The sequence below is a fragment of the Streptomyces viridochromogenes genome (assembly GCF_001270495.1).
Lineage (GTDB): Bacteria > Actinomycetota > Actinomycetes > Streptomycetales > Streptomycetaceae > Streptomyces > Streptomyces viridochromogenes_A.
In genome coordinates, this window is record NZ_LGUR01000140.1 from 56078 (window position 1) to 82594 (window position 26517).

22 protein-coding genes are annotated in these 26517 nt (G+C 69.6%); 10 read left to right on the top strand and 12 right to left on the bottom strand.

Annotation, left to right across the window (positions count from 1 at the left end; genetic code table 11):
• Positions 1–92 precede the first annotated feature (92 nt).
• From ADK36_RS15565 to ADK36_RS15585, 5 genes are all read left to right on the top strand, one after another.
• A complete protein-coding gene (locus ADK36_RS15565; RefSeq protein ID WP_048583726.1) occupies positions 93–1196 on the top strand; it encodes a substrate-binding domain-containing protein in 1104 nt (367 codons plus the stop codon).
• Positions 1197–1373: 177 nt separating this feature from the next.
• Positions 1374–2165 (top strand): ATP-binding cassette domain-containing protein, encoded by a 792-nt coding sequence (locus ADK36_RS15570; RefSeq protein WP_048583727.1) that lies wholly within the window; start codon positions 1374–1376, stop codon positions 2163–2165.
• Entirely contained in the window at positions 2162–3454 is a 1293-nt protein-coding gene (locus ADK36_RS15575; protein WP_048583728.1) for a sugar ABC transporter permease, read from the top strand. The genes ADK36_RS15570 and ADK36_RS15575 overlap by 4 nt, the downstream gene beginning before the upstream one ends.
• A 221-nt stretch (positions 3455–3675) precedes the next feature.
• Positions 3676–5604: a 1-deoxy-D-xylulose-5-phosphate synthase gene (gene dxs / locus ADK36_RS15580; RefSeq protein ID WP_048583729.1), complete on the top strand. Its 1929-nt coding sequence runs from the start codon at positions 3676–3678 to the stop codon at positions 5602–5604.
• 145 nt (positions 5605–5749) lie between these two features.
• Positions 5750–7267: an amino acid permease gene (locus tag ADK36_RS15585; protein ID WP_048583730.1), complete on the top strand. Its 1518-nt coding sequence runs from the start codon at positions 5750–5752 to the stop codon at positions 7265–7267.
• Positions 7268–7305: 38 nt separating this feature from the next.
• Here ADK36_RS15585 and ADK36_RS15590 read toward each other — a convergent pair whose 3' ends face one another.
• Positions 7306–7683 (bottom strand): NTP pyrophosphohydrolase, encoded by a 378-nt coding sequence (locus ADK36_RS15590; RefSeq protein ID WP_053197944.1) that lies wholly within the window; start codon positions 7681–7683, stop codon positions 7306–7308.
• Positions 7676–8584 (bottom strand): NAD(P)-dependent oxidoreductase, encoded by a 909-nt coding sequence (locus ADK36_RS15595; RefSeq protein WP_048583732.1) that lies wholly within the window; start codon positions 8582–8584, stop codon positions 7676–7678. The genes ADK36_RS15590 and ADK36_RS15595 overlap by 8 nt, the downstream gene beginning before the upstream one ends.
• 153 nt (positions 8585–8737) lie before the next feature.
• On the opposite strand from ADK36_RS15595, the gene ADK36_RS15600 reads away from it, so the two are divergent.
• Both ADK36_RS15600 and ADK36_RS49515 read left to right on the top strand, forming a co-directional pair.
• Positions 8738–9754, top strand: a complete 1017-nt coding sequence (locus ADK36_RS15600) for a hypothetical protein (protein ID WP_048583733.1) — start codon at positions 8738–8740, stop codon at positions 9752–9754.
• A gap of 32 nt (positions 9755–9786) precedes the next feature.
• On the top strand, positions 9787–10614 hold the full coding sequence (locus ADK36_RS49515) for a hypothetical protein (protein WP_199830188.1): 828 nt from the start codon (positions 9787–9789) through the stop codon (positions 10612–10614).
• A 91-nt stretch (positions 10615–10705) separates the two neighbouring features.
• Here the strand turns inward: ADK36_RS49515 and ADK36_RS15615 are convergent, their stop codons facing one another.
• The 4 genes from ADK36_RS15615 to ADK36_RS15630 form a co-directional block, all read right to left on the bottom strand.
• Complete coding sequence (locus ADK36_RS15615) at positions 10706–12835, bottom strand: 3-hydroxyacyl-CoA dehydrogenase NAD-binding domain-containing protein (RefSeq protein WP_048583734.1); 2130 nt, start codon at positions 12833–12835, stop codon at positions 10706–10708.
• Complete coding sequence (locus ADK36_RS15620; RefSeq protein ID WP_048583735.1) at positions 12832–14058, bottom strand: thiolase family protein; 1227 nt, start codon at positions 14056–14058, stop codon at positions 12832–12834. The genes ADK36_RS15615 and ADK36_RS15620 overlap by 4 nt, the downstream gene beginning before the upstream one ends.
• Positions 14059–14295: 237 nt before the next feature.
• Complete coding sequence (locus ADK36_RS15625; RefSeq protein ID WP_053197946.1) at positions 14296–15330, bottom strand: LacI family DNA-binding transcriptional regulator; 1035 nt, start codon at positions 15328–15330, stop codon at positions 14296–14298.
• Complete coding sequence (locus ADK36_RS15630; protein WP_053197949.1) at positions 15327–17720, bottom strand: glycoside hydrolase family 2 protein; 2394 nt, start codon at positions 17718–17720, stop codon at positions 15327–15329. Before ADK36_RS15630 ends, ADK36_RS15625 begins: the two co-directional genes overlap by 4 nt.
• A gap of 173 nt (positions 17721–17893) precedes the next feature.
• Here ADK36_RS15630 and ADK36_RS15635 point away from each other — a divergent pair, with 173 nt between their 5' ends.
• Genes ADK36_RS15635 through ADK36_RS15645 form a run of 3 tightly spaced genes read left to right on the top strand, consistent with a single transcriptional unit; the run spans position 17894 to position 20984 of the window.
• Positions 17894–19204: an ABC transporter substrate-binding protein gene (locus tag ADK36_RS15635; RefSeq protein ID WP_048583781.1), complete on the top strand. Its 1311-nt coding sequence runs from the start codon at positions 17894–17896 to the stop codon at positions 19202–19204.
• Positions 19204–20157 carry a carbohydrate ABC transporter permease gene (locus tag ADK36_RS15640; protein ID WP_053197950.1) on the top strand — a complete coding sequence of 318 codons (954 nt, stop codon included), beginning with the start codon at positions 19204–19206 and terminating at the stop codon, positions 20155–20157. The genes ADK36_RS15635 and ADK36_RS15640 overlap by 1 nt, the downstream gene beginning before the upstream one ends.
• Positions 20154–20984: a carbohydrate ABC transporter permease gene (locus ADK36_RS15645; RefSeq protein WP_053197952.1), complete on the top strand. Its 831-nt coding sequence runs from the start codon at positions 20154–20156 to the stop codon at positions 20982–20984. Before ADK36_RS15640 ends, ADK36_RS15645 begins: the two co-directional genes overlap by 4 nt.
• Positions 20985–21091: 107 nt before the next feature.
• On the opposite strand, the gene ADK36_RS15650 is transcribed toward ADK36_RS15645, so the two are convergent.
• From ADK36_RS15650 to ADK36_RS15675, 6 genes are all read right to left on the bottom strand, one after another.
• Complete coding sequence (locus ADK36_RS15650; RefSeq protein ID WP_078942642.1) at positions 21092–22372, bottom strand: ribonuclease D; 1281 nt, start codon at positions 22370–22372, stop codon at positions 21092–21094.
• 166 nt (positions 22373–22538) lie between these two features.
• The gene (locus ADK36_RS15655; RefSeq protein WP_048583741.1) at positions 22539–23054 is read right to left on the bottom strand and encodes a hypothetical protein; all 516 of its coding nucleotides are present in this window, start codon (positions 23052–23054) and stop codon (positions 22539–22541) included.
• 182 nt (positions 23055–23236) lie between these two features.
• Positions 23237–24436 (bottom strand): putative T7SS-secreted protein, encoded by a 1200-nt coding sequence (locus ADK36_RS15660; protein WP_048583742.1) that lies wholly within the window; start codon positions 24434–24436, stop codon positions 23237–23239.
• Positions 24437–24446: 10 nt separating this feature from the next.
• A complete protein-coding gene (locus ADK36_RS15665; RefSeq protein WP_053197955.1) occupies positions 24447–24758 on the bottom strand; it encodes a WXG100 family type VII secretion target in 312 nt (103 codons plus the stop codon).
• Between the two features lie 175 nt (positions 24759–24933).
• The gene (locus ADK36_RS15670; protein ID WP_048583744.1) at positions 24934–25641 is read right to left on the bottom strand and encodes a hypothetical protein; all 708 of its coding nucleotides are present in this window, start codon (positions 25639–25641) and stop codon (positions 24934–24936) included.
• Positions 25642–25775: 134 nt separating this feature from the next.
• Positions 25776–26096 (bottom strand): DUF4333 domain-containing protein, encoded by a 321-nt coding sequence (locus ADK36_RS15675; RefSeq protein ID WP_048583745.1) that lies wholly within the window; start codon positions 26094–26096, stop codon positions 25776–25778.
• Between the last annotated feature and the right edge of the window lie 421 nt (positions 26097–26517).

Sequence of the window (26517 nt, forward strand, 5' to 3'; positions counted from 1 at the left end):
CTTGACGTCGCACGTATGGCCGAGTTGACTTCCAGCCACCTCGGCCGCAACGACGCGGCCTCGTCAGGGAGGTTTCTGAAGTGAACACGCGTATGCGTCGTGCCGCTGTCGCCGTCGCCGCTGGTGCGATGGCCATCTCGCTGGCTGCCTGTGGCAGCGCCGAGGAAGCGGGCGGCGGCAACGACTCCACGGCCAGTGCGGCCAAGGGTGACGACATCAAGGTCGGTCTCCTGCTTCCGGAGAACCAGACCGCGCGCTACGAGAAGTTCGACCGGCCGCTGATCGAGGAGAAGATCAAGGAGCTGACGAACGACAAGGCGACGATCGACTACAACAACGCCAAGCAGGACGCCAACCTGCAGGCGCAGCAGGTCGACACCATGATCACCAACAAGGTGGACGTCCTCATCCTGGACGCCGTCGACGCCAAGGCGATCAAGAACTCGGTCCAGAAGGCCGTCGACGCCGGCATCAAGGTCGTCGCCTACGACCGCCTGGCCGAGGGCCCGATCAGCGCCTACACCTCGTTCGACAACGTGGCGGTCGGCAAGACCCAGGGCGAGGCCCTGCTGACGGCCCTGGGTGACAAGGCCACCAAGGACTCCAAGATCGTCATGATCAACGGCTCGGTCACCGACCCGAACGCCGCGCAGTTCAAGGAAGGCGCCCACTCCGCACTCGACGGCAAGGTCACCATCGCCAAGGAGTACGACACCAAGGAGTGGAAGCCGGAGAACGCCAACTCCGAGATGGAAGCGGCGATCTCCGCGGTCGGCAAGAACAACATCGCCGGCGTCTACTCCGCCAACGACGGCATGGCCGGCGGTATCATCACGGCCCTCAAGGCCGCGGGCATCTCCGACATCCCGGTCACCGGCCAGGACGCCGAGCTGGCCGCCGTGCAGCGCATCGTCGCCGGCGAGCAGTACATGAGCGTCTACAAGCCGTACGCCCCCGAGGCCGAGGCCGCCGCCGAGATGGCCGTCGCGCTCGCCCAGGGCAAGTCGCTCGACTCCATCGCCAAGGACAAGGTCGACAGCGGCAGCGCCAAGGACGTCCCGTCCGTGCTCGTCGCCGTCACCTCGCTGACGAAGGACAACATCAACGAGACCGTCATCAAGGACGGCGTCTACACGGCCAACGAGATCTGCACCGGCAAGTACAAGGCCGCGTGCGACCAGCTCAAGATCGGCTGAGTCAGGTCCCTTTTCCAGGTGCGGGAATTCGTCCTCGGATTCCCGCACGGGACATGACTGACCCCTTTACTCCTCCGGCGTCCCGCGTATACGTCAGCCCCGCAAGCTCGGCGCGGGGCGCCGGACGGACCCCAACTTTTTCTGCACTACCTTCCGCCGGGTCAGGCGGCGAAGGAGATGGTTCACGTGTCCGCTACGCCTGTGCTGGCGTTGCGCGGGGTCTCCAAGCGGTTCGGTGCCGTTCAGGCGCTCACCGACGTAGAGCTTGAGGTCCACGCCGGTGAAGTGGTCGCCCTGGTGGGCGACAACGGCGCCGGAAAGTCCACGCTGGTCAAGACGATCGCCGGCGTGCACCCCATCGATGAGGGCGTCATCGAGTGGGACGGCAAGGCCGTCTCGATCAACCGGCCGCACGATGCCCAGAGCCTGGGCATCGCGACGGTCTACCAGGACCTCGCGCTGTGCGACAACATCGATGTCGTCGGCAACCTGTACCTGGGCCGTGAGGTCCGCAAGTGGGGCGTCCTCGACGAGGTCGAGATGGAGCGCCGCTCGCGCGAGCTGCTCCAGACGCTGTCGATCCGCATCCCCAGCGTGCGTATCCCGATCGCCTCGCTCTCCGGCGGTCAGCGCCAGACCGTGGCCATCGCCCGTTCCATGCTCGGCGAGCCCAAGCTGGTCATCCTCGACGAGCCCACCGCCGCCCTCGGCGTCGAGCAGACCGCCCAGGTCCTCGACCTGGTCGAGCGGCTGCGCGAGCGCGGCCACGCGGTCATCCTCATCAGCCACAACATGGCCGACGTCAAGGCCGTGGCGGACAAGGTCGCCGTCCTGCGCCTCGGCCGCAACAACGGCGTCTTCGAGGTCAAGACGACCTCGCAGGAGGAGATCATCTCCGCCATCACGGGCGCCACCGACAACGCCGTGACCCGCCGTGCGGCGCGCACGAACGGGGAGGGTTCCAAGTGAGCATCGACAAGACCTCCGCGACGGCGCAGGACCACGACGTGCGCAACACCGAGGCCGCCGCGGCCGCGGTGACCGCGGTCGACCCCCGCCTGCTGGTGCAGGAGCAGGGCCTGGCCGGTTACATCGGCGAGTTCAAGCGCAAGCTGAAGGCCGGTGAGCTGGGCTCCCTGCCGGTCATCCTCGGCCTGGTCGCCATCTGCGTCATCTTCCAGAGCCTGAACTCCGCCTTCCTGTCCGCGCAGAACATCAGCGACATCACCGTCACGATGGTCGGCACGGGCATGATCTCGGTCGGCATCGTCTTCGTGCTGCTGCTCGGCGAGATCGACCTGTCCGTCGGCTCGGTCAGTGGCGCGTCCAGCGCCATCGCGGCCGTCCTCGCGGTCAACCAGGGCTGGCCCGAGTGGGCGGCCGTGCTCATCGCCGTCGCGGCGGGTGTCGTCATCGGCATGGCGCACGGCTTCTTCTTCGCGGTGCTGGGCGCCCCCGCGTTCGCCGTCACCCTGGCCGGTCTGCTCTTCTGGCTCGGCTTCATGCTCCAGACGCTGGGCGAGAACGGCACGATCAACCTCGACAGCGACGGCCTGATCGGCAAGCTGACGACGTACTTCTTCACGGACGTCGCGGCGGCGTACGGGCTGGCGGCCGTGGTGACGGCGGTGTTCTTCGTCACCTCCTTCCTCAGCAACCGCCGACGTGACGCGGCGGGCATCCCGTCCCGTCCGCTGAGCGACACCATCCTGCGGACGGTGCTGCTCGGTGTGGTCTCCTTCGCCGCGGCGATCATGTACAACCAGTACAAGGGCCTGCCGCTGGCCACGGTGATCTTCCTCGTCTTCCTGGTCGGCACGGACTTCGTGCTCCGCCGCACCTCGTACGGCCGCAAGGTCTTCGCCCTCGGTGGCAGCGTCGAGGCGTCCCGCCGTGCGGGTATCAACGTGACCGCGGTGCGGATCTCCGTGTTCGCCATCTCGGGTGGGTTCGCGGCGATCGGCGGCCTGTTCCTGGCCTCGAAGATCGCCTCCGCCAACCAGAGCGCCGGTACGGGTGACCTGCTGATGAACGCCATCGCGGCGGCCGTCATCGGTGGCACGTCGCTGTTCGGTGGGCGTGGGCGGACCTGGAACGCGTTGCTCGGTGTGCTGGTGATCGTGTCGATCCAGTACGGGCTCCAGCTGGAGTCGATCGCCGAGCCGGTGAAGTACATGATCACCGCGGGTGTGCTGTTGACCACGGTGGTGATCGACTCCATCACTCGTAAGACGCAGAAGACCGCCGGTCGAGCGTAGGGACCCGCCGCAGGGGCGTGGGTGGATTGCCGTGTGCCGGTCCGTTGTGGCTGGTCGCGCAGTTCCCCGCGCCCCTTCGGGGCGTTGTAGCACGGGGTGTTACCGGGTAGAGCCGATTGCGTGACCTACGACGGGTGGGCCGGGAACCTTCCGCCGAGGCGGAACATTAGACTCGACAAGCCCGGCAACAGCTCGAAAAGCTCTACTGCAAGGAGGCACGGGTGCCGCTGCTGACCCGCATCACGGGACCGCGCGATCTGGACCGGCTCAGCCCTGAGCAGCTGGACCAGCTGGCAGAGGAGATCCGCACCTTCCTCGTCGAGGCGGTTTCCAAGACCGGCGGCCACCTCGGCCCCAACCTCGGTGTGGTGGAGCTGACCATCGCCCTGCACCGGGTCTTCGACTCGCCCAGGGACAAGGTGCTCTGGGACACCGGCCACCAGTCCTACGTCCACAAGCTGCTCACCGGCCGCCAGGACTTCAGCAGGCTGAAGATGAAGGGCGGCCTGTCGGGCTACCCCTCGCAGGCGGAGTCCGAGCACGACGTCATCGAGAACTCCCACGCCTCGACCGTCCTCGGCTGGGCCGACGGCCTCGCCAAAGCCAACCAGCTGCGCAAACGCGACGACCATGTCGTGGCCGTCATCGGTGACGGTGCCCTGACCGGCGGTATGGCCTGGGAGGCGCTGAACAACATCGCCGAGGCCAAGGACCGCCCGCTCGTCATCGTCGTCAACGACAACGAGCGGTCGTACGCGCCGACGATCGGCGGTCTCGCGAACCATCTGGCGACGCTGCGCACGACCGACGGCTACGAGCGCTTCCTCACCCGGACGAAGGAGATCCTCGACCGCACGCCGGTCGTCGGCAGGCCCCTGTACGAGACCCTGCACGGGGCCAAGAAGGGCCTGAAGGACTTCATCGCGCCGCAGGGCATGTTCGAGGACCTCGGCCTGAAGTACGTCGGGCCGATCGACGGGCACGACATCGAGGCCCTGGAGTCGGCGCTCGCGCGCGCCAAGCGGTTCGGCGGCCCGGTCATCGTGCACTGCCTCACCGAGAAGGGCCGCGGCTACCAGCCCGCCCTCCAGGACGAGGCCGACCGCTTCCACGGCATCGGCCCCATCCACCCCGACACCGGCCTGCCGGTCAAGGCCTCGGGCGCCGACTGGACGTCCGTCTTCGGCGACGAGATGGTCAAGCTCGGCAAGGAGCGCGAGGACATCGTGGCGATCACCGCCGCGATGCTGCAGCCGGTCGGCCTGAAGAAGTTCGCGGACACCTTCCCGGACCGGATCTACGACGTCGGCATCGCCGAGCAGCACGGCGCCGTGTCCGCGGCCGGCCTGGCGACGGGCGGCGTGCACCCCGTCTTCGCCGTCTACGCCACCTTCCTCAACCGCGCCTTCGACCAGGTGCTCATGGATGTCGCGCTGCACAAGTGCGGGGTCACCTTCGTGCTCGACCGGGCCGGCGTCACCGGCACCGACGGCGCCTCCCACAACGGCATGTGGGACATGTCGATCCTCCAGGTCGTGCCCGGCCTGCGGCTCGCCGCGCCGCGCGACGCCGACCAGGTGCGGGCGCAGCTGCGCGAGGCCGTCGAGGTCAAGGACGCGCCGACCGTCGTCCGCTTCTCCAAGGGTGCCGTCGGTCCCGCCGTGCCCGCCGTCGGCCGGGTCGGCGGCATGGACGTCCTGCGTGAGCCGGGGACGGACACGCCCGACGTGCTGCTCGTCTCCGTGGGCGCGCTGGCCCCCATGTGCCTGGAGATCGCCTCGCTCCTCGACAAGCAGGGCATCACCACCACCGTCGTCGACCCGCGCTGGGTCAAGCCCGTCGACGAGGCCATGGCCCCGCTCGCCGAGCGGCACCGCGTGGTCGTCACCGTCGAGGACAACTCCCGGGTCGGCGGCGTCGGCTCGGCGGTCGCGCAGGCCCTGCGCGACGCGGGCGTCGACCTCCCCCTGCGGGACTTCGGCATCCCGCCGCGCTTCCTCGACCACGCCTCACGCGCCGAGGTGATGGCGGAGATCGGCCTCACCGCCCCGGACATCGCCCGCCAGGTCACCGGACTGGTCTCCAAGCTGGACGGCCGGTTCGACCGTACGGCTGCCGAGGTCGACTCGGTGGAGCCCGCGCGCGACTGACGCGAGCCATAGCGCCGAACGGGCCGGTTTCACCACCGTCAGGGGTGGTGAAACCGGCCCATCTGTGTGAATCCCCCGGCGCCGGGGCAGGCGTACCACGCCCCCTCTTGATCATGCCGAGGACGCAAGCGCGGGAGGTACGACCGTGAGCAGCACACTCTTCCGGACGAAGAGAGTCGAGCAGTCCATCCTCGATACCGAGGAGCCAGAGCACGCGCTCAAGAAGTCCTTGTCCGCGCTGGATCTGACCGTCTTCGGCGTCGGTGTCATCATCGGCACCGGCATCTTCGTGCTCACCGGCACCGTAGCGAAGAACAACGCCGGGCCCGCGGTGGCCCTGGCGTTCGTCGCGGCCGGCGTCGCCTGTGCGCTCGCCGCGCTCTGTTATGCCGAGTTCGCCTCCACGGTCCCGGTCGCCGGGTCCGCGTACACGTTCTCGTACGCCTCGCTCGGCGAACTGCCCGCCTGGATCATCGGCTGGGACCTGGTCCTGGAGTTCGCGCTCGGGACGGCGGTGGTGGCCGTCGGCTGGTCCGGCTACATCCAGTCGCTCATGGACAACGCGGGCTGGGAGATGCCCGCGAGCCTGGGCAGCCGGGAGGGCGCCGACGTCTTCGGCTTCGACATCCTCGCCGCCGCACTCGTCCTCGTCCTCACCTGCATCCTCGTGGTCGGCATGAAGCTGTCCGCGCGGATCACGTCCCTCGTCGTCGCCATCAAGGTGACCGTCGTCCTCGTCGTGATCATCGCGGGCGCGTTCCTCATCGACGGCGACAACTACGACCCCTTCATCCCGAAGCAGAAGGCCGTGGAGGCCGGGGACAGTCTCCAGTCGCCACTGATCCAGCTGATGTTCGGCTGGGCGCCCTCCAACTTCGGCGTGATGGGCATCTTCACCGCCGCCTCGGTCGTGTTCTTCGCCTTCATCGGCTTCGACGTCGTGGCCACCGCCGCCGAGGAGACCAAGAACCCGCAGCGCGACATGCCCCGCGGCATCATCGGCTCCCTCATCATCTGCACCACCCTGTACGTCGCCGTGTCCATCGTCGTCACCGGCATGCAGCACTACAGCCGGCTGTCCGTGGACGCCCCGCTCGCCGACGCCTTCAAGGCCACCGGACACCCCTGGTTCGCGGGCTTCATCAGCTTCGGAGCGGCGGTCGGCCTGACGACGGTCTGCATGATCCTGCTCCTCGGCCAGACCCGCGTCTTCTTCGCGATGAGCCGCGACGGGCTGCTGCCCCGCTTCTTCTCCCACGTCCACCCGCGGTTCAAGACCCCGCACCGCCCGACCATCCTGCTCGGCGTGGTCATCGCGGTCCTCGCCGGCTTCACCCCGCTGACCGAACTCGCCGCCCTGGTGAACATCGGCACCCTGTTCGCCTTCGTGGTCGTCGCCATCGGCGTGATCATCCTCCGCAAGACCCGCCCCGACCTGCACCGGTCCTTCCGCACCCCCTGGGTGCCGGTCATTCCGATCCTGTCGGTGTGCGCCTCGCTGTGGCTGATGATCAACCTGCCCGCGGAGACGTGGGTGCGGTTCGCCATCTGGATGGCCGCCGGCTTCTTCGTGTACTTCCTCTACGGCCGCTCCCACAGCCGTCTCGGACGGCACCAGGAGACGACCGTGGACGAGGTGGAGAAGGGGGAGGGCACCGCGTAGCCGGACCCCGACGCCACGGGACCGCGTACGGCAGCCGGCTACGGCCGAACCGTACGCGGTCCCGCCACGTCCGCCCCCAACTCCGTCACCCTGCGCCGCAGTTCCCGATCAGCGGTCACCACCAGGCAGGTCCGCCCGGCCTCCCGCGCCACCAGCTCCACCATGTGATCGTCCCCGCTCCCCGCGGCGGGCTCGACGCGCACGCCCGGCACGGACTCCACGCCCCGAGCGGCCCCCTCCACCACGAGCACGATCTCCACGGGCCCCGCATGCCCCGGCACCCCGTCCGCCGCCAGCCGGTCCCGCAGCCGCTCCGCGGCCCCCCGCCGGTCCCGCCACCACCCGTCGGGCACCGACCCGACGACATTCGCGGCGTCGACGATCACGAGCAGGGGAGCGCCGGAGTCCTCATTCATGGGGCAAGGGTCGCACGGCGGTTCCCTCCTCGAAGCTGGCGAAGTACGCCGCCGCCATGTCCTCGTCGCCGTGCCCCTGCGCATCCGCCCGTTCGAACCGCTCCGCGCTCGCCGCGGCCACATCCAGGCGCGCCCCGTGCCGCTCACCCGCCTCCACGATGAGCCGCGCGTCCTTCGCCGCCGTGGCCACGGAGAACTGCGCCGGGGACAGCCCGCCGTTCAGCACCAGCCCGGACTTGGCGCGCAGATACCCCATGTCGAGCGGGCCGCCTTCGATCACCTCGAAGAACCGTTGCGGATCCACGTCCAGGGCCTTGGACAACGCCAGCACCTCACCGGCCGCGTTCGTCACCGCGAGCACCCAGCTGTTGGCGACCAGCTTCAGCCGTGTCGCCGTCCCGGCCCCGCCGTCCTCCCCGGTCCACACCGTACGGGCGCCCACCGCGTCGAACACCGGCGTCACCGTCTGCCGCCCCTCGACCGGCCCCGCCGCCAGCACGGTGAGCTGACCGGCCTCGGCGGGCCCGCGGGTGCCGAGCACGGGGGCGTCGTAGAAGACCAGGCCGTGCTCGCGGGCGAAGCCGGCCAGGTCGGTGATCGCCTCGATGCCGGCGGTCGTCGACTGCATCCACGCGACGCCGGAGCCCAGGGCGGGCGCGGCCGCCCGCATGACGTCCAGGGTCGCGGGACCGTCGTACAGCATGGTCAGGACGACGGCGGCGCCCTGAACCGCCTCGGCGGGGCTGTCGGCGACGAAGGCGCCGTCGGCGGCCAAGGGCTCGGCCTTGGCCCGGGTGCGGTTCCAGACGCGGACGGAGTGCCCGGCCTTCGTGAGGTTGCGGGCCATCGCGGCGCCCATGATGCCGGTGCCCAGGACGCTCACGGTGAACTTGTCGGTCATGACGTCGACTTCCTGTTCTGGTACGGACGTTACCGGTCCGGTATGACCAAGATCATGCTTACATGCGTGGGGTGGTTTCGGGAGGGCCGAGTCGGACCGCCCGGAGCAGGGGGCGGGAGACGGCCGTGAGCCTGCCCCGCATATGGTGATCCGGTGAACGGCGACTGGCTCATCCGCGGCCGTGACGGCCGCCTCAGCGTCTATCTGCCGACCGACGAGGCCGTCCTGTGCCGGGCGGAACTCGGGCCCGGCGGCCCCTGGGAACCCGCGCGCCGGGTCGGCGGCGAACAGCGGCTGCGCCCCGGCCCCGCGTTCGGCCAGGGCGCCGACGCCTACGCCCATCTGGCCGCCTGGCGTCCCACCAAGCCGGGGGAGTCGGGCCTGGTCCACTCCACGCACTTCCGCCCGCGCCTGGCCGCCCTGGACTGGGTCTCCATCGGCCACCCGGACCGGACCGGCGACCGCACCGGCACGCCCGCCGTCACGGTCGACGCGCAGGGGCGGGCCCATGTCTTCGTCCCCAACAAGGGCGGCGGCGTGAGCATGCGCGGCCAGAAGGAGGTCGGCGGCTGGGGCCCCTGGCGCGACCTCAAGGGGCGCGACGTACAGGACGACCTGGCTGCCGTGACCGGCGAGTCCGGACTGGTGGAGCTCTACGCGGCCGTCCCGGGCGCCCTCCTGCACTGGCAGCAGGAGAAGCCGGGCGCCGTCCCGGTCCTGGAGGAGGCGATGGAGGCCCCGGTCCGCCCGGGCACCCTGTACGCCCTGGCCACCTCCGCGGACCACACGACCCTCTTCTACGCCGAGGAATCCGGCGACCTGTGCGCCTGGCGCCCCGGCACCAAGCCGGTCACCCTGCTGGCGTCCGCGGGCCCCGGCCCGGTCTCCGCGATCCGCTGCGAACTCGACGGCCACGACTGCACGTTGCTCGCCCAGCGCTCGGCGAGCGGCCGCGTGGCCTTCGCCGCGTATCCGACGGAGCAGGAGTCGGCGGGGGCGTGGTGGACCGAGTCGGGGCCGCAGTTGCCGGTGGACGCGGTGGTGGCGCTGGCGCTGGACGAGGAGGGCCGCGTGGTGGCGGCCACGCTGTCGCCGTCGACGGGGCAGCTGCTCATCACCCGGCGCAAGGACGAGCCGGGGCTGGCGCTGGAGGCGTGGCGGGAGGTCTGACCCGCCGGACAGCGGTAGGGCAGAATCACCGCATGATCGAACAAGGTGTCGACCTGGGTGTCGTGACGGCCCCGTCAGGAGTACTCGTCCTGGGCATGGCGTCCTGGATCGACTACTGGCCGCAGCTGGGCGGCGGGTCCCTGTCCGAGCGCGCGATCGCGGTGGCGTCGGCGGGTGGCGGGCACGTCCAGGACTGGCTGTGCGAGATGGCCGGGGTGCCTGCGGCTTCCGACGTGCCGCTTGCGGTGCGGGCCACGACGGCCGCCTCACCCTTCGACGGTGAGCCGACGATCGCGATCCTCGAAGTGGACCTCGGGCTTCCGTGGACGGCGGACGAGCCGGTCCTCCTCGGCGACCTGCCGGTCGACCGGTGCGGCATGGTGCTCGGCGACGCGATCGCCCTGGACTCCTGGACCGGTGACGGCCACCCGTCGACCGACGGGCTCGCCGACGTCTTCTACTGGGGCGGCGACGTGGACGAGGTCCACGAGGTGTTCGGGGGAGACGTGATCGTCCAGAACGGCAGTCGCGTACGGGGCCGGCTCGACTTGCCTCTCGCGGAGGCGGAGGCACTCGCCGACTCCCTGAAGGCCTGGCAGCCCGAGGGCAGGGGCCGGCGCCTGATGTCCGTACTCGACGAGCACAACGACTTCCACCGCTTCAACCGCGCGGGGTGGAACCACCCGCTGTCCGTAGGCGCCGTGCAGGTGGCGGGCTGCCAGGTGCTGGGGATCGGCTGGGACCCGGGCGACCACTCGATGAGGCATCGCGGTGAACGAGCCCATGGACAGGTCTACCCGGTGACGCTCGGCCCCGGCCCCGAGGGCCGCACGGTGCTGCGGTGGACCGTCGCCTCCTGAACGCCGGTCCAGGTGGATCAGTCCCGGGCAGGAACGCCGGTGCCCCGCACACCAGTTGGCGTGCGGGGCACCGGCGTTCACAGCGGAGCGCTTACGCCGGGACGCTCGCCACGCCCGGTGCCAGGAACTTCTTGCCGTTCACGCGCTCGGAGACACCCTCGCGGTCCAGGTACGGCGTGATGCCGCCCAGGTGGAAGGGCCAGCCGGCGCCCGTGATCAGGCAGAGGTCGATGTCCTGGGCCTCGGCGACGACGCCCTCGTCGAGCATGAGCCCGATCTCCTGCGCCACCGCGTCCAGGACGCGGTCACGGACCTGCTCCTCGGTCAGGACGGAGTCGCCCTGCTTCAGCAGCGCGGCGACCTCCGGGTCCAGCTCCGGCTTGCCACTGTCGTAGACGTAGAAGCCGCGCTTGCCCGCCTTGACGACGGCCGCGAGGTTCGGGGAGACCGTGAAGCGGTCCGGGAAGGCCCGGTTGAGGGTCTCGGACACGTGCAGACCGATGGCCGGGCCGACCAGCTCAAGGAGCACCAGCGGGGACATCGGCAGACCGAGCGGCTCGACGGCCTTCTCGGCGACCTCGACCGGGGTGCCCTCGTCGATCACGTTCTGGATCTCGCCCATGAAGCGGGTGAGGATGCGGTTCACGACGAACGCCGGGGCGTCCTTGGTGAGGACCGCGGTCTTCTTCAGCTTCTTGGCGACGGCGAAGGCCGTGGCCAGCGACGCGTCGTCCGTCTTCTCGCCGCGGACGATCTCCAGCAGCGGCAGCACCGCGACCGGGTTGAAGAAGTGGAAGCCCACGACCCGCTCGGGGTTCTTCAGCTTCGACGCCATCTCGGAGACCGACAGCGAGGAGGTGTTGGTGGCGAAGATCGCGTGCGCCGGGGCGACCGCCTCGACCTCGGCGAACACCTGCTGCTTGACGCCGATCTCCTCGAAGACCGCCTCAATGACGAAGTCGGCGTCGGAGAAGCCCTCGGCCTTGTCCAGGACACCGCTCACCAGCGCCTTGAGGCGGTTGGCCTTGTCCTGGTTGATACGGCCCTTGCCGAGCAGCTTCTCGATCTCGGCGTGGACGTAGCCCACACCCTTGTCGACGCGCTCCTGGTCGATGTCGGTCAGCACGACCGGCACCTCCAGGCGGCGCAGGAAGAGCAGCGCCAGCTGCGAGGCCATCAGGCCCGCGCCGACCACGCCCACCTTGGTGACGGGGCGCGCCAGGTTCTTGTCCGGGGCGCCGGCCGGGCGCTTGCCACGCTTCTGGACCAGGTTGAAGGCGTAGATGCCGGACCGCAGTTCGCCACCCATGATCAGGTCGGCGAGCGCCTTGTCCTCGGCGTCGTAGCCCTGCTGGAGGTCGCCGTTCTTGGCGGCGGCGATGATGTCGAGGGCGCGGTAGGCGGCCGGAGCGGCCCCGTGCACCTTGCTGTCCGCGATGAAGCGGCCCTTGGCGACGGCCTGGTCCCAGGCCTCACCGCGGTCGATGACCGGGCGGTCGACCTCGACGTCGCCCTTCAGCACCTGGGCGGTCCAGATCAGCGACTGCTCCAGGAAGTCGGCGCCCTCGAAGATCGCGTCCGCGATACCGAGGTCGAAGACCTGCTGGCCCTTGAGCTGCTTGTTCTGGTTGAGGCTGTTCTCGATGATCACCGAGACAGCCTTGTCGGCGCCGATCAGGTTCGGCAGGATCGTGCAGCCGCCCCAGCCGGGGACGAGACCGAGGAAGACCTCGGGCAGCGAGAAGGCGGGCAGCGCCTTCGAGACGGTCCGGTACTTGCAGTGCAGACCGACCTCGACGCCACCGCCCATCGCGGCACCGTTGTAGTACGCGAAGGTCGGGACCGCGAGAGCGGCGAGGCGCTTGAAGACCTCGTGGCCGCCCTTGCCGATGGCGAGCGCGTCCTTGTGCTCCTTCAGCAGCTCGACGCCCTTGAGGTCGGCGCCGACCGCGAAGATGAACGGCTTGCCGGTGATGCCGACGCCGACGATGTCACCGGCGGCGGCCTCGGCCTCGACCTGGTCGATGGCGGTGTCGAGGTTCGCCAGCGACTGCGGACCGAAGGTGGTCGGCTTGGTGTGGTCGAAGCCGTTGTCCAGCGTGATGAGCGCGAAGCGCCCGGCGCCGTACGGCAGGTCGAGGTGACGTACGTGCGCGGACGTCACGACCTCGTCCGGGAACAGCTCGGCCGCGCCCTTCAGGAGCTCAGCGGTGGTGCTCACTTGTTGCCTCCGGCGTCCTTGTGGTGCGGGTTCTCCCAGATGACCGTCGCGCCCATGCCGAAGCCGACGCACATGGTGGTCAGGCCGTAGCGGACCTCCGGCTGCTCCTCGAACTGGCGGGCCAGCTGCGTCATCAGCCGGACGCCGGAGGAGGCCAGCGGGTGGCCGTACGCGATGGCGCCGCCGTACTGGTTGACGCGGGCGTCGTCGTCGGCGATGCCGTAGTGCTCCAGGAAGGCGAGGACCTGGACCGCGAAGGCCTCGTTGATCTCGAAGAGGTTGATGTCCTCGATGGACAGGCCCGCCTTGGCGAGGGCCTTCTCGGTGGCCGGGATCGGGCCGTAGCCCATGACCTCGGGCTCGACGCCCGCGAAGGCGTAGGAGACGAGGCGCATCTTCACCGGGAGGTTGTTCTCGCGGGCGAAGTCCTCGGAGGCGATGATCGAGGCGGTGGCGCCGTCGTTCAGACCGGCCGCGTTACCGGCGGTGACCCGGCCGTGGACGCGGAACGGGGTCTTCAGGCCGGTCAGGTTCTCCAGCGTGGTGCCCGGGCGCATCGGCTCGTCGGCGGTGACCAGGCCCCAGCCCGTCTCACCGGCTTCCGCGTTGGTGCGGCGCACCGAGATCGGCACCAGGTCCTGCTGGATCTTGCCGTTGGCGTACGCCTTGGCGGCCTTCTCCTGCGAGCGCACCGCGTACTCGTCGGCGCGCAGCTTGGTGATCGTCGGGTAGCGGTCGTGCAGGTTCTCCGCGGTCATGCCCATGAACAGGGCGGACTCGTCGACCAGCTTCTCGCTGACGAACCGCGGGTTCGGGTCCACGCCCTCGCCCATCGGGTGGCGGCCCATGTGCTCGACACCACCGGCGATGACGGCGTCGTAGGCGCCGAAGGCGATCGAACCGGCGACGGACGTCACGGCGGTCAGGGCGCCGGCGCACATGCGGTCGATGGAGTAGCCGGGCACCGACTGCGGCAGGCCCGCGAGGATGCCGGCGGTACGGCCGAGGGTCAGGCCCTGGTCGCCGATCTGCGTGGTCGCGGCGATGGCGACCTCGTCGATCTGCTTCGGGTCGAGACCGGGGTTGCGGCGCAGCAGCTCCCGGATCGCCTTCACGACAAGGTCGTCGGCACGGGTCTCGTGGTAGATACCCTTCGGGCCCGCCTTGCCGAACGGGGTGCGGACGCCGTCGACGAAGACGACGTCCCTGACGGTACGAGGCACGATGGCTCTCCTCCAGATGCGGGATGGCACTGCTGCACGGCGCAAGCGCTGAGCGCGCGCTCAGGCTCATGCTACTTATGGGTAACGTAGCTGCACAGTCCTGGAGGCGGGAGCGGCGAAGGTCACATTCGAACGGGGCCGAGGGCGACGCCGTCAAGGGGCGCGGCCTGCATCGATGTACGGCTCCGCCGCGTGGGCGCGACCAGCCGCAACGCACCCGCAGCCGCACACGAAACCTCACCGCGGCGGCGCTGTGGACCCCCGAGGAGTCAGCACCGGAGTAGGCACGGGATGCGCCCCCGCCCCACCCCCCATGATCACCCCGAACAACGTGCGAGCCACCTCCGCCCCGAACCCGTGCACGTCATGACTCATCGCGGACAACGTCGGATGCGTGAGCCGGCACAACTGCGAGTCGTCCCAGGCCAGCAACGAGACATCCCCCGGCACTGACAGCCCCATCTCGGCCGCCACGGACAACCCCGCCACCGCCATGATGTCGTTGTCGTACACGATCGCCGTCGGCCGATCCGGCGCGGACGCTGTCAGCAAGGACCGAGTCGCCCGCGCCCCCGCATCGCCCGAGAAGTCCGTCGCGACCTGCCACGCCCCGGCCAGCCCCACCGCCCCCGCCGCCTCGTCGAACGCCGCCGTACGGATGGACGTGTGCCCGAGGGCCGCCGCCCCGCCCACCCGCGCGATCCGCCGGTGCCCCAGCGCGGCCAGATACCGCACGGCCTCCGTCACGGCGGTGGTGTCATCGGTCCACACCGACGTCAGCCCGCCCGTCAGCGACGGGTGCCCGACCGCGACGACCGGCATCCCGAGCCGCTCCGCCATCGCCACGCGCGGGTCGTCCGCGCGGAAGTCGACCAGGATCGACCCACCGATCTGCCGCCCGCGCCACCACGACTCCTGCAGCCCGGTCTCCTCCTCCACGGTCCGCACGAGCCGCAGCAGCAGCGAGCAGGAGTGCTCGGTCAGGACGCTCTCCACGCCGGAGATGAACTCCATGTAGAACGGTTCGAGGCCGAGCAGCCGGGCCGGCCGGCAGATCGCGAGCCCCACCACGTCCACCCGCGACCCGGCCAGCGTCCGCGCCGTGAGGTTGGGCGCCCAGCCCAGCTCCCGCGCGGCCCGGAAGATCCGGTCCCGGGTCGCCTCCGACAGTCCCGGCTTGTGGTTGAAGGCGAGCGACACGGCGCCCTTGGACACACCGGCGCGGGCGGCGACGTCCTTGATGGTGACGCGGGGGGTCGGCGTTGCCGTCATCGGCCGGGCTCCATGCAGTACAGGGCCGATCGCGCGGCCTCGACGGCAGGAGTCTCCCAGCCGCGCACCCCGATGGTCACCTCTTCGCCGGGCAGCAGCGTGACGAGCCCCCGATCGGCCACCGCGTCCGGATCCAGCCGGTCGGCCTGGAGGAGCAGATCCCGTACGAGGGTGCGGGCCGTCACCGAGATCCCACCCGGAACGAGGGCGATGTCGAACTCCGGCCGGGGATACGGCACTTCGCGGTCGGGGACGGGAAAGTGCACGGCCCTCAGCGCATCCACGTCCGCGACCAGGAACTCCTTCGGCCCGGCCGGCTCCAGCTCCCTCGGTACGCCGACCCGGGCCACCGCCCGCCCTCCGGCGGCGAACCCCACGCCCGCCTCGCCGAGCACCTCCCCCTCGACGGACATCCGCCGCAGCCGCACCGCACCCTCCCACTCCTCCGCCGCCTGATTGACGACGGCCAACTCCAAGCCGCACTCCCGCACTTGAAGCGTCAGCAGCCGGTCCGCGTACAGCCGTCGCAGCTCGTGGTACAGCGGCTTCTCCCGCCCGTCCCCGTCGATCGCCGCCCAGGATGTCACCGGCCAGCAGTCGTTCAGCTGCCATACGACCGTGCCCGCGCACACCGGCCAGTGCGACCGCCAGTGCTCGATCCCGGCCGCGACGGCCCGCGCCTGATTGACCTGGGTGAGGTAGTGCCAGCGGTCGAAGTCCCCTTCAGGGAAGCCGAAATGGCGCTCAAGGCCCCGCCTCAGCTTCCCGTTCCCGTCGTCCGCCTTCTGGTGGTGCAGCATGCCGGGGGAGTCCGGCGCGAGCTCCTCACCCGGCAGCGCCCGCCGCAGCGTGGCGTACGCGGGCGGCGCCTGCCAGCCGAACTCGGCCACGAAACGCGGCACGCTCAGCCGGTAGTCGGCGTGGTCCTCCCGGTTCCACACCTCCCAGGAGTGATGCGTGCCGTGCGCCGGGTCGTTCGGGTGGTGGTCCCACGAACCGGACCACGGGCTGCCCGCCGTGTACGGCCGCGTCGGATCCAGCTCTGCCACCACGCGCGGCAGTACGCCCAGGTAGTACCCCTCGCCCCAGGACTCCCCGGCCAGCCGCGGCTCCCACTCCCAGTCCCGGAACCCCCACAGGTTCTCGTTGTTGCCGTTCCACAGCACGAGCGAGGGATGCGGCATCAGCCGTACGACGTTCTCCCGCGCCTCGGCCTCCACCTCCCCGCGCAGCGGCTGCTCCTCCGGATAGGCCGCGCACGCGAACGGGAAGTCCTGCCAGACCAGCAGCCCCAGCTCGTCACAGGCGTCGTAGAAGTCCTCGCTCTCATAGATCCCGCCACCCCAGATCCGCACGAGGTCGACGCCCGCGCCGGCCGCCTGCTCCAGCCGCTCCCGGTAGCGCTCTCGGGTGATCCGGGACGGGAACACGTCGTCCGGGATCCAGTTGACGCCCCGGGCGAAGAGCCGCTCGCCGTTGACGACGAGGGTGAATCCGGTGCCGTGCTCGTCGGGGCGACGGTCCAGCTCGACGGTCCGGAAGCCGATCCGGCGATGCCACGAGTCCAGCGCTTCCTCGCCGTGCAGCAGCGTCAACTCGACGTCGTACAGCGGCTGTTCGCCGTATCCGCGCGGCCACCACAGTTCCACGTCCGGCACGGTCAGCCGTACGACCCCGGTCGACCCCTCGATCTCGGCCCGTGCCCGCACCCCGCCGACCGCCGCCTCGACGGTGAGCGGCACCTCGACCCGGCTCCGCTCGACGTCGACCACCAACTCGACCTGCCCGGTGCCCTCTTCGACGGTCACCAGCGGCCGCACGCGCGAGATCCGGGCCGTCGACCACTGCTCGATCCGCACCGGCCGCCAGATCCCGGCCGTCACCAGGGTCGGGCCCCAGTCCCAGCCGAAGGAGCAGGCCATCTTGCGGAGGTACTGGTAGGGCTCGGCATAGGCGGAGGGCCGTTCGCCCAGCTTGCCGCGCACCGCCTCGGCCTCGGCGTACGCGGAGGCGAACCGCACCGAGAGCCGCCCGCTCATCCCCGTCACGTCGAAGCGGTACGAGCGGTGCATGTTCCGTACCCGGCCCAGGAGCCGGCCGTCGAGGAGGATCTCGGCGACGGTGTCGAGCCCGTCGAAGACGAGGTCGGTCTGCTCATGACCGAACTCATGGCTGGACTCGTGACTGGACGTGACGGCCAGATCGGTCTCATAGGTCCAGTCCCGCCGCCCCACCCACGCCACCTCGGCCTCGCCGCGCCCGAGAAAGGGATCCGGGATCGCCCCCGCCGCCAGCAGATCGGTGTGCACACAGCCCGGCACGGCGGCGGGGAGCGCGGCTCCCTCGTGTCGCAGGGTCCATCCGTCGGTGAGCGGTGTCGCTTGAAGCATGCGCACTCCTAAACCGATCTCCTAAACCGATCCATACCGATCAATCCCAGCACCGGGAGACACCTTGGCATCGTTGGCGAGATACGGACTTTACCGGTTAAGAAAACGTTGTCAGAGTTCGGAACCAGCCAACCCGCTCGTGCTCGTCCGTCCCATGAACGGAGCTGATGCACATGAACCGCCGTACAGTCCTCGCCGTCACCACAGGTGCCCTGCTGCTCTCGGCGTGCACCGGCACCGGAGGAAGCTCGAAAGGCGCGGAGGCCAAGGCGCCTGACGACCCGTCAAAGGTGAGCGGCGCCATCACGGTCCTCACCCACCGCACCGACCTCGTGCAGGACGGGACGATGAAGAAGTACGCCGCCGAGTTCAACAAGACGTATCCCGAGGTGAAGGTCGAGTTCGACGCCATCACCGACTACGAGGGCGAAGTCAAGATCCGTATGAACACGGAGAACTACGGCGACGTCCTCATGATCCCCGCAGTGATCGAGAAGAAGGACTACCCCAGGTTCTTCGCCTCGCTGGGCACCCAGGCCGAGCGGAGCAAGACCTACCGCTTCACCGACTACACGACCGTGGACGGCAAGGTCTACGGCCAGAGTCCACTCGGTGCCGTGCCCGGCTTCATCTACAACAAGAAGGTCTGGAGCGAGGCCGGGGTCACCGACTGGCCCACCACACCGGCCGAGTTCCTCGACGACCTGAAGGCGATCAAGTCGAAGACCGACGCGATCCCTTATTACACCAACTTCAAGGACATGTGGCCGCTCACCCAGTGGACGGACGTCAACGGCTCGGTCAGCTGTGACGAGCAGGCCACGACCGGGCTCGCCGAGGGCGATCCGTGGGCCGAGGGCGCCGATCTGCGGACCGCCGACACGCTGCTGTACGACATCGTCCACGAGGGGCTCGTCGAGAAGGACCCGACGACCACCAACTGGGAGGCGTCCAAGCCCCGGATCGCGAAGGGCGAGATCGCCACGATGTGGCTCGGCTCCTGGGCGGTCATCCAGATGCAGGGCGCGGCGAAGCAGGCCGGCACCGATCCGGACGACATCGGTTTCATGCCCTTCCCCGCCCAGCGGAGCGGCACGTTCTGCGCGGTGGCGAAGCCCGACTACAACCAGGCCGTCAACATCCACTCCGAGCACAAGGAGGCGGCCCGCGCCTGGCTCGACTGGTTCACCGACAAGTCCGGCTACGCGGCGGACAACCTCGCCCTGTCCCCGCTCAAGTCAGCCCCGCTGCCCACGGTCATGAAGCCGTACGAGGAGGCGGGGGTCAAGATCCTCGACCTCGACGACACCAAGGGCGCCGTGGTGAAGTCCATCGACAACCAGTCCGAGATCGGCATCTACAAGCCCGACTACCGCCAGGACCTCGTCGACCTCGCCCGCGGCGCCACCAAGGGCGACCTGGACGACTTCCTGAACGACCTCGGCAAGAAGTGGACCGAGACCCAGCGCTCCCTGGGGTCCTGATGACGGACACGACGACCGAGAAGGCGGCCGCCAAGGCCCCCACGGGGGCGGTGGGCGCCCCCGAACCGGCCCCCGCTCCGCGCCCGGCACGCCTGTGGCGCGGGGCCACCCCCTGGCTCTTCCTGCTCGCCCCGCTCGCCCTGCTGATCGTCTTCACCTACGCGCCGATCGCCAACATGGTCGCGTACAGCTTCACCGACTGGGACGGCGTCAGCCCCGAACTGCACTACACGGGTGCCGAGAACTACGCCGAACTCTTCACCCGCTCCGACCTGTTCGAGGTCTTCTGGGTCAGCGGCTACTACCTGGCCGCCTCCGTCCTCCAGATAGTCGCCGCCCTCTACTTCGCCACGATCCTGAGCTTCAACGTCCGCTTCCGGAACTTCTTCAAGGGCGTGCTGTTCTTCCCGTACCTGATCAACGGCGTCGCGATCGGCTTCGTCTTCCTCTACTTCTTCCAGGACGGCGGCACCCTCGACTCCGTCCTCGGCCTCCTCGGCGTGGAGACGGACCGAGCCTGGCTGGGCACACCCGAGTCGGCGAACACCTCCCTCGCCGCCGTCTCCGTCTGGCGCTACCTGGGCCTGAACTTCGTCCTCTTCCTCGGCGCGATCCAGTCGATCCCCGGGGACCTGTACGAGGCGGCCGAACTGGACGGCGCGAACCGCTGGCAACAGTTCCGCTACATCATCGCGCCGGGCATCAAGCCGGTCCTGTCCCTGACGGTGATCCTCTCGATCTCCGGCTCGCTCTCGGTCTTCGAGATCCCGTACATCATGACCGGCGGGGCGACCGGCACCGAGACCTTCGTGATCCAGACCGTGAAGCTGGCCTTCCAGTTCAACAAGACGGGGCTCGCCTCGGCGGCCGCGGTCGTGCTGCTGCTCATCGTCCTGGCCGTGACCTGGGTGCAGCGGCGCCTGGTACCCGACGACAAGGTGGACCTCGCATGACGCGCGGCGCGGTGGCTTGCACGCTGGTGTACCTGTCCCTGATCGCCGCGACGGTGGTGGTCCTGCTGCCGCTGGCCGCCGTCGTGCTGACGTCCCTCAAGTCCGAGCAGGAGATGGCGGGCGACAGCGGGGCATTGGCCCTCCCCGACGACCTGCTGAATTTCGGCAACTACGCGACGGCGTTCCAGGACGGCCGTATGCTCTCGGCCTTCGCCAACACGGCGATCATCCTGCTCTTCGCCATCGGCGGCACGGTCCTCATCGGCTCGATGACGGCGTACGCGATCGACCGCTTCACGTTCCGCTTCAAGAAACTGGTCGTGGCTTTGTTCCTGGTCGCCGCGCTGGTCCCCGGCGTCACGACCCAGGTGGCGACCTTCCAGATCGTCAACAGCTTCGGCCTGTTCGACAGCCTCTGGGCGCCCATCGTCCTCTATATGGGCACGGACATCGTCTCGATCTACATCTTCCTCCAGTTCGTCCGCTCGATCCCGACGTCCCTGGACGAGGCGGCCCGCCTGGACGGCGCCAACGCGTTCACGATCTACCGCAAGATCATCTTCCCGTTGCTGAAACCGGCCATCGCGACAGTGGTGATCGTCAAGGGCATCACCACCTACAACGACTTCTACATCCCGTTCCTCTACATGCCCTCGGAAGACCTTGGCGTGATCTCGACGTCCCTGTTCCGCTTCAAGGGCCCGTTCGGCGCCCACTGGGAAACGATCTCGGCAGGAGCGGTCCTCGTCATCCTGCCGACGCTGATCGTCTTCCTGCTGCTCCAGCGGTTCATCTACAACGGCTTCATGAAGGGGGCGACCAGATAAGCGCCCCGAAGAGGCGCGGGGCTGTATCGATCTGCGGCTACCGCCGCGTGGGCGCGAGCAACCACATACGGCCTTTGGCCGCCGTACGAGAGAACCTCCTACGGCGGCTAGGCGGACAACGCGGCAATCAAGACCGGCGTGACCAGCTCGACCTGCCAGGCCCGAGCCCCATAACCGGCCAGCGCCTCCGCGACCGACCCGGCGTCGACGACCTTCGGCGGCTCCCAGCAAACCCGCCGCACGGTATCCGGAGTGATCAGATTCTCCTGCGGCATATTGAGCTGCTCAGCGAGCGTCGATACCGCGGCCCGAGCCGCGGAAAGCCGAGCCGCAGCCACAGGATCCTTGTCCGCCCAGGCCCGCGGCGGCGGAGGCCCGGTGACGGGCTGCCCAGGCGCCGGCAACTGGGACTCGGCCAGAGCCTTCGCACGATCGACGGCGGCCTGCCACTGCTCCAGCTGCCGCCGCCCCATCCGATGCCCGAAACCATTCAGCGCGGCGAGGGCGTGGGCGTTCCCGGGCATGGAGAGCGAGGCCTCCACGATGGCCGCGTCCGACAGGACCTTGCCCGGCGAAACGTCCCGCTTCTGAGCGATACGGTCCCGCGTCTGCCACAGCTCGCGTACGACAGCAAGCTGTCGCCGCCGACGGACCTTGTGCATGCCGGACGTCCGCCGCCAAGGATCCTTACGCGGCTCAGCGGGCGGCGCAGCCGCGATCGCGTCGAACTCCTGCTGCGCCCACTCCAGCTTCCCCTGCCGGTCCAGCTCCTTCTCCAGCGCGTCGCGGAGATCGACCAGCAGCTCGACGTCCAGTGCCGCGTACCGCAGCCAGGGCTCGGGCAGTGGCCGGGTCGACCAGTCGACGGCCGAGTGGCCCTTCTCCAGGACGAACCCGAGCACGTTCTCGACCATCGCGCCGAGGCCGACCCGGGGGAACCCGGCGAGCCGCCCGGCCAGCTCGGTGTCGAACAGCCGGCTCGGCGTCATGCCTATCTCGCGTAGACAGGGCAGATCCTGGGTGGCCGCGTGCAGCACCCACTCCACGCCGGAGAGCGCCTCGCCGAGGGCTGACAGATCGGGGCAGGCGACGGGATCGATCAGCGCGGATCCCGCGCCCTCGCGGCGCAGCTGCACCAGATAGGCGCGCTGGCCGTATCGGTAGCCGGACGCGCGTTCGGCGTCGACGGCGACGGGGCCGGAGCCTGCGGAGAAGGCGGCGATCACCTTGGTGAGCGCCGCCTCGTCGGCGATCACGGGCGGAATGCCCTCGCGGGGCTCCAGCAAAGGGATCGGCGCCTCCGTAACAGAAGATCCGCCGTCGTCCGGAGGGGCGCCTCCGGTGGTTCGCAGTGAAGTGTCTGCTGCGGTCTCTTGGGCGTCGGTCACATGTCAAGGGTATCTGTATCGGCGAGCGTCTGACCTGCGCGTTCTGGACACGCTGGTGCTGACCTGCGGAAACACGTCTCGTCGTTTCTCACGGCGCACCGGTGCTTCTCGGCCATGTGTGCCCCCGACCCGCCTGCGAACGGCCGGAATCCTCCGAAAGCACCCGTCACAACCCGGGGGAGGCCGGGCGGAGGGCGGAGATGAAGGTCTGGAAGTCCTCCAGGACGTCCTGGAGCTGGCTCGTCCTCGCCGTGAGCGCGATCTCGATCTCGGCGCGTTCGGTGCGCCGCTGCTCGTTCTCCAGCACCAGGATGAGCTGGCTCTGCGCGAGCTCCATCGGCTGCCCGTTGACGGTGGCCTGGATGCGCAGGTTCTGCACGATCCCCGGGGCGTCGATGAGGCCCGGCGCGGGCGAGGTGCCCACCTCGGTGCGCTTGACGATCTCGACGGCGCCCACGTTCTCGCGCAGCCGCCGCACCGACTCCTCGGCGAGGCCGTGCAGGCTCGACGAGCCCTTGAGGGTGTGGCCGGTGACGGTGATGTTCGGCATGAAGCCCTGGCCCCGGGAGGCCATGTGCAGTGCGACGAAAGCGGCGTGCGGGGCGCCGACCTCGTCCGGGGGCGCCGACTGCCAGCCCTGCGGGAGCTCGATTTCGAGCGGCACCGGAAGTGTGCCCGGCATGGTGGATCAACTCCTTGCGGTACGGATTCCGACGGTACGGGACGCGACGGGGAGGAAAGGACGGCGGGGAGGAAGGAGACAGCGGAGGAAGGGACGGCAGGGAGGAAAGGACGGCCAGGGAAGAGGGGACTGCCGGGCAGAGGCGACAGCGGGAGCCCCGGGCGGGGCCACCCTGCGCAGGGTCAGTCGAACCAGTCCCCGACCGCGTCGACCGCGTCGCCTGCCGCGTCGGTGATCTTGCCCGGGTCGATCTCGATCTGGCCGCCGAGCTTGCCGCCGACGCCGAGGGCGACGCCCACATCGCCGCCGATGACGATCTTCCCGTCCTTCATGCCCGCGTCGAAGTGGGCCTCGGCCCCGGCACCGGCCCACGCCTCCGCCGTGCCACCGACGCCGACACCGGCGACGGAGGCGTGCCCCTCAGCGGTGGCCTTGGCACCGGCGAAGGCCTCGCCGCCGACGTGGACACCGTCCGTGCCGATGGAGCCCTTGACGCCGGCCTCGGCGCCCACGTACGCCTCGCCCTTGCCGGAGGCCTCGAAGTAACCGACCCCGTACTTGCCCTCGGCCGAGGCCTGGGCGAGGTATGCCTTGCCGGATGCCTGGGCGGTGGCGTTCCCGTCCACGAGGCCCACCCCGGCGGAGGCATCGACGCCGAGGAGGTTGACGCCGGCCTTGCCGGAGACCTCGCCGCCCGCGAACTCACCGCGGCCCTTGGCCTCGGCGCCCCACACCTTGGCGTCGGTGGTCACGGACGGGCCGGCCACGGTGATGCCCGGCCCCTTGCCCTCGCGCAGCGCTTCCCTCTCCGCCTGCGTCATGTTCTTGTGGTCGCCCCAGGCCCCGATGGTCCGTGGGTCGCGTGCCCGTTCCAACTCGAAGAGCTGCTTGGACGTAGCGCCTGTGTTGTCCTGCGCCGCTTCCGAGGCCCAGAAGAGCCAGTCGGGCGCGTTGTCGCCCTCACCGCCCTGCGCCTTGAACTTCTTGGCCGCGGCGTCGCCCTCCGACTCGACATGGGCGCGCGCTGAGGCGAGCAACTGCTCGCCGCCGCTCTCGTCGCCCCCCTCGTACAGCCGGATGGCCTCTTCCGCCTGCCCCTGGGCCCAAGTGAGGGCTCTGGCGTAGTCCCGCAGTGCTCTTGCGGCCGCGCCGAGCGAGTCCGAGCCGCGGTACCACTTGTTCTTCTGGCCGGAGAAGTCCTCCCAGAAGGCGTCACTGGCCTGTCCGTGCCAGCTGGGGATGCGGACGGAGCTGAGCTCGTCCCCGATGCCGTCGAGGGTCTTCGCGTGGCCGTCGAGCTTGTCAGCGTTGGCTGTGAGTTTCGACGGGTTGCCCGGGACGAGTGCGCGCGGGTCCTGGGTGGAGCCGAGTTGTGCCGCCATTGCCGTCCCGTCAGTAGCTCGGGCCGGCGACCGCGGGCCCGGTGAAGTTGTTCTGGGTGTCCTGCTCGGCGCGCTCGTAGGACGCGGCGTTCTCGTCCAGCTTGTCCGCCGAGTTCTCCCCGTCCTCCTTCATCGGGCTCTTGATGGCCTCCATCCAGGTGGCCATCAGCTGAGCGAACTCGTCGGCCGCGTCACCGTGGCCGAAGTCGCCGCCGGAATCCCCGAGTTCGTCGAGCTTCACCTTGTCGCTCCTGCCCACGGAGTCCTTGATCTTCTTGGCAGCCGACCGCAGCTCGGACGGCTCCACATCGAACTGGCCCATCCGCTCCCCCCTCTACGTGCAAGAGGGCGCGAACGCGCGTCCGCGCCCTGGTTGTTGAGAACGTGAAAAGGGTCTCCCAAAGGTAAAGACGCGGCGGCACCGGCCCAGGACCTCACATGATTCCTGCCAGGAAGCTTCATAGCGCGACCGCATCGTGCGCCCCGGGACGGCTGTCCTACGGCGCCTGCGGAGGCCGGGCGGGTGACAGGACTCCCAAGTGGCCGACGGCGTCGACGAGATACTCGAGGGGCTCGTCGAACGTCTCGCTGCTCAGGCTGGTCTGCGCACGCGAGGTGATCAGCTGGCCGTCGTGGAGGCGGAGCGGCATCTCCAAGGCCCGGGGGTCGGACGTGAGGAACTCCGCCAGGCCGCCGAGCAGCACTGCCCGGGCGCGCTCCTCGTCACGCGAGACGATGTGGAAGTCCTTGTCGAGCTGCGGGATGCCCAGCTCCATGGCCCGTCCCCGCATGAGGGTGTCGAACCAGCCGTCGCGGTGGACGCGCAGGTCCGGAACCTCCACGCCCAGGTTCAGGGCCCAGACGGAGTGGACGATGACCTGCGTCGTCTCCGAGTCGACGTCGCTGTTGTAGTAGCGGTACTCGAAGGCGCGGAAGCCGAATCCGCGGTACGTGCCGCTGACGACGTTGTCCCCCATGACGCCGCTGGCCTTGACCGGGAGCGGCTCGGCCCCCTGGTACGCGTCAACGAGGCTCGGCACGCCCTCCTCGTAGGTCCACCCGCGGCTCTCGGCGAACGACCGCAGCCGCGCGTACGCCTCTTCGGTCTCACGCTTCTTGCGGGCCTTGCGCCGGTTGACCCACACGACGAGTGCCGTCAGGGCACCACACCACACCACGATCAGGACTGCTTCCGCTCCACTCATGGAGCCAGCATCCCCCGAGGCCCCGCTGCGTGCCCGACCCCCCGGCGCTCCATCACAATCCGCACCTCGCGGTCACACAATTCCCCCGCGCCCGCCGGAACGGTCCAGCGGGCGCGGGCGCGGGCCGGTCCGGCTCAGGAGGCGGTCTCGTCCACCTTGATGTCGTAGCGGATCGTGCTGCCTTCGGCGGAGGTGACCTTGACGGTCACGCCGAAGCTGGTGCCGTCGGTCGCGGTGAGCTTGCAGCGCAACGAGGTGCCGACCTCGCCCGCGAGGTCCTCGGGGCAGGTGACGTCCGGCTTCGGCTGACCCGTCTGCGCGGCGAGCTTCTCGGCCACCGCGTTCGCCACCTCGTCCTTGGGCAGCTTGGCCTCCGACGAGCAGCCCACCAGAAGCGCAGCGGCGGCTGCGGCGGCGAGGCCCCAAGGGACCAAGGACGAGGAGGGCTTGGGCATGACGGGCTCCGTTCGGGGCGGGAGGACAGTGGGAGGACAGCGTCGGGGGTCGGAAGACGACGCTTGTCCGTCGACTGTCTATCAGCCCGGGCTGCCTGCCTGAGTGATCTTCACATCCTCCCGCTCCCGCCCGCGAGTGATCTTCACCTGCGCCGGCCAGAGGCAGGTCAAGGGCGTCCGGGTATGGACAGCGCCCGCCGACGGAACGTTCCGTCGGCGGGCGCCTGAGGGTCGTAAACCAGTCAGCCAGCTGAAAGATCCGGTCCACGACGGGTGAGGGACGCGGGCGGGATCAGAGGCCGATCCCGGTCACGTCAGTGCACGAGCAAGCGTTCAAATGGAGTGCGGCGGGGCTCGAGCTATTGCGGCGGATGCCGTGGGCGGGTTGTCGGACGAGGGCGGGTGTCAGGCAGGGGGCGGA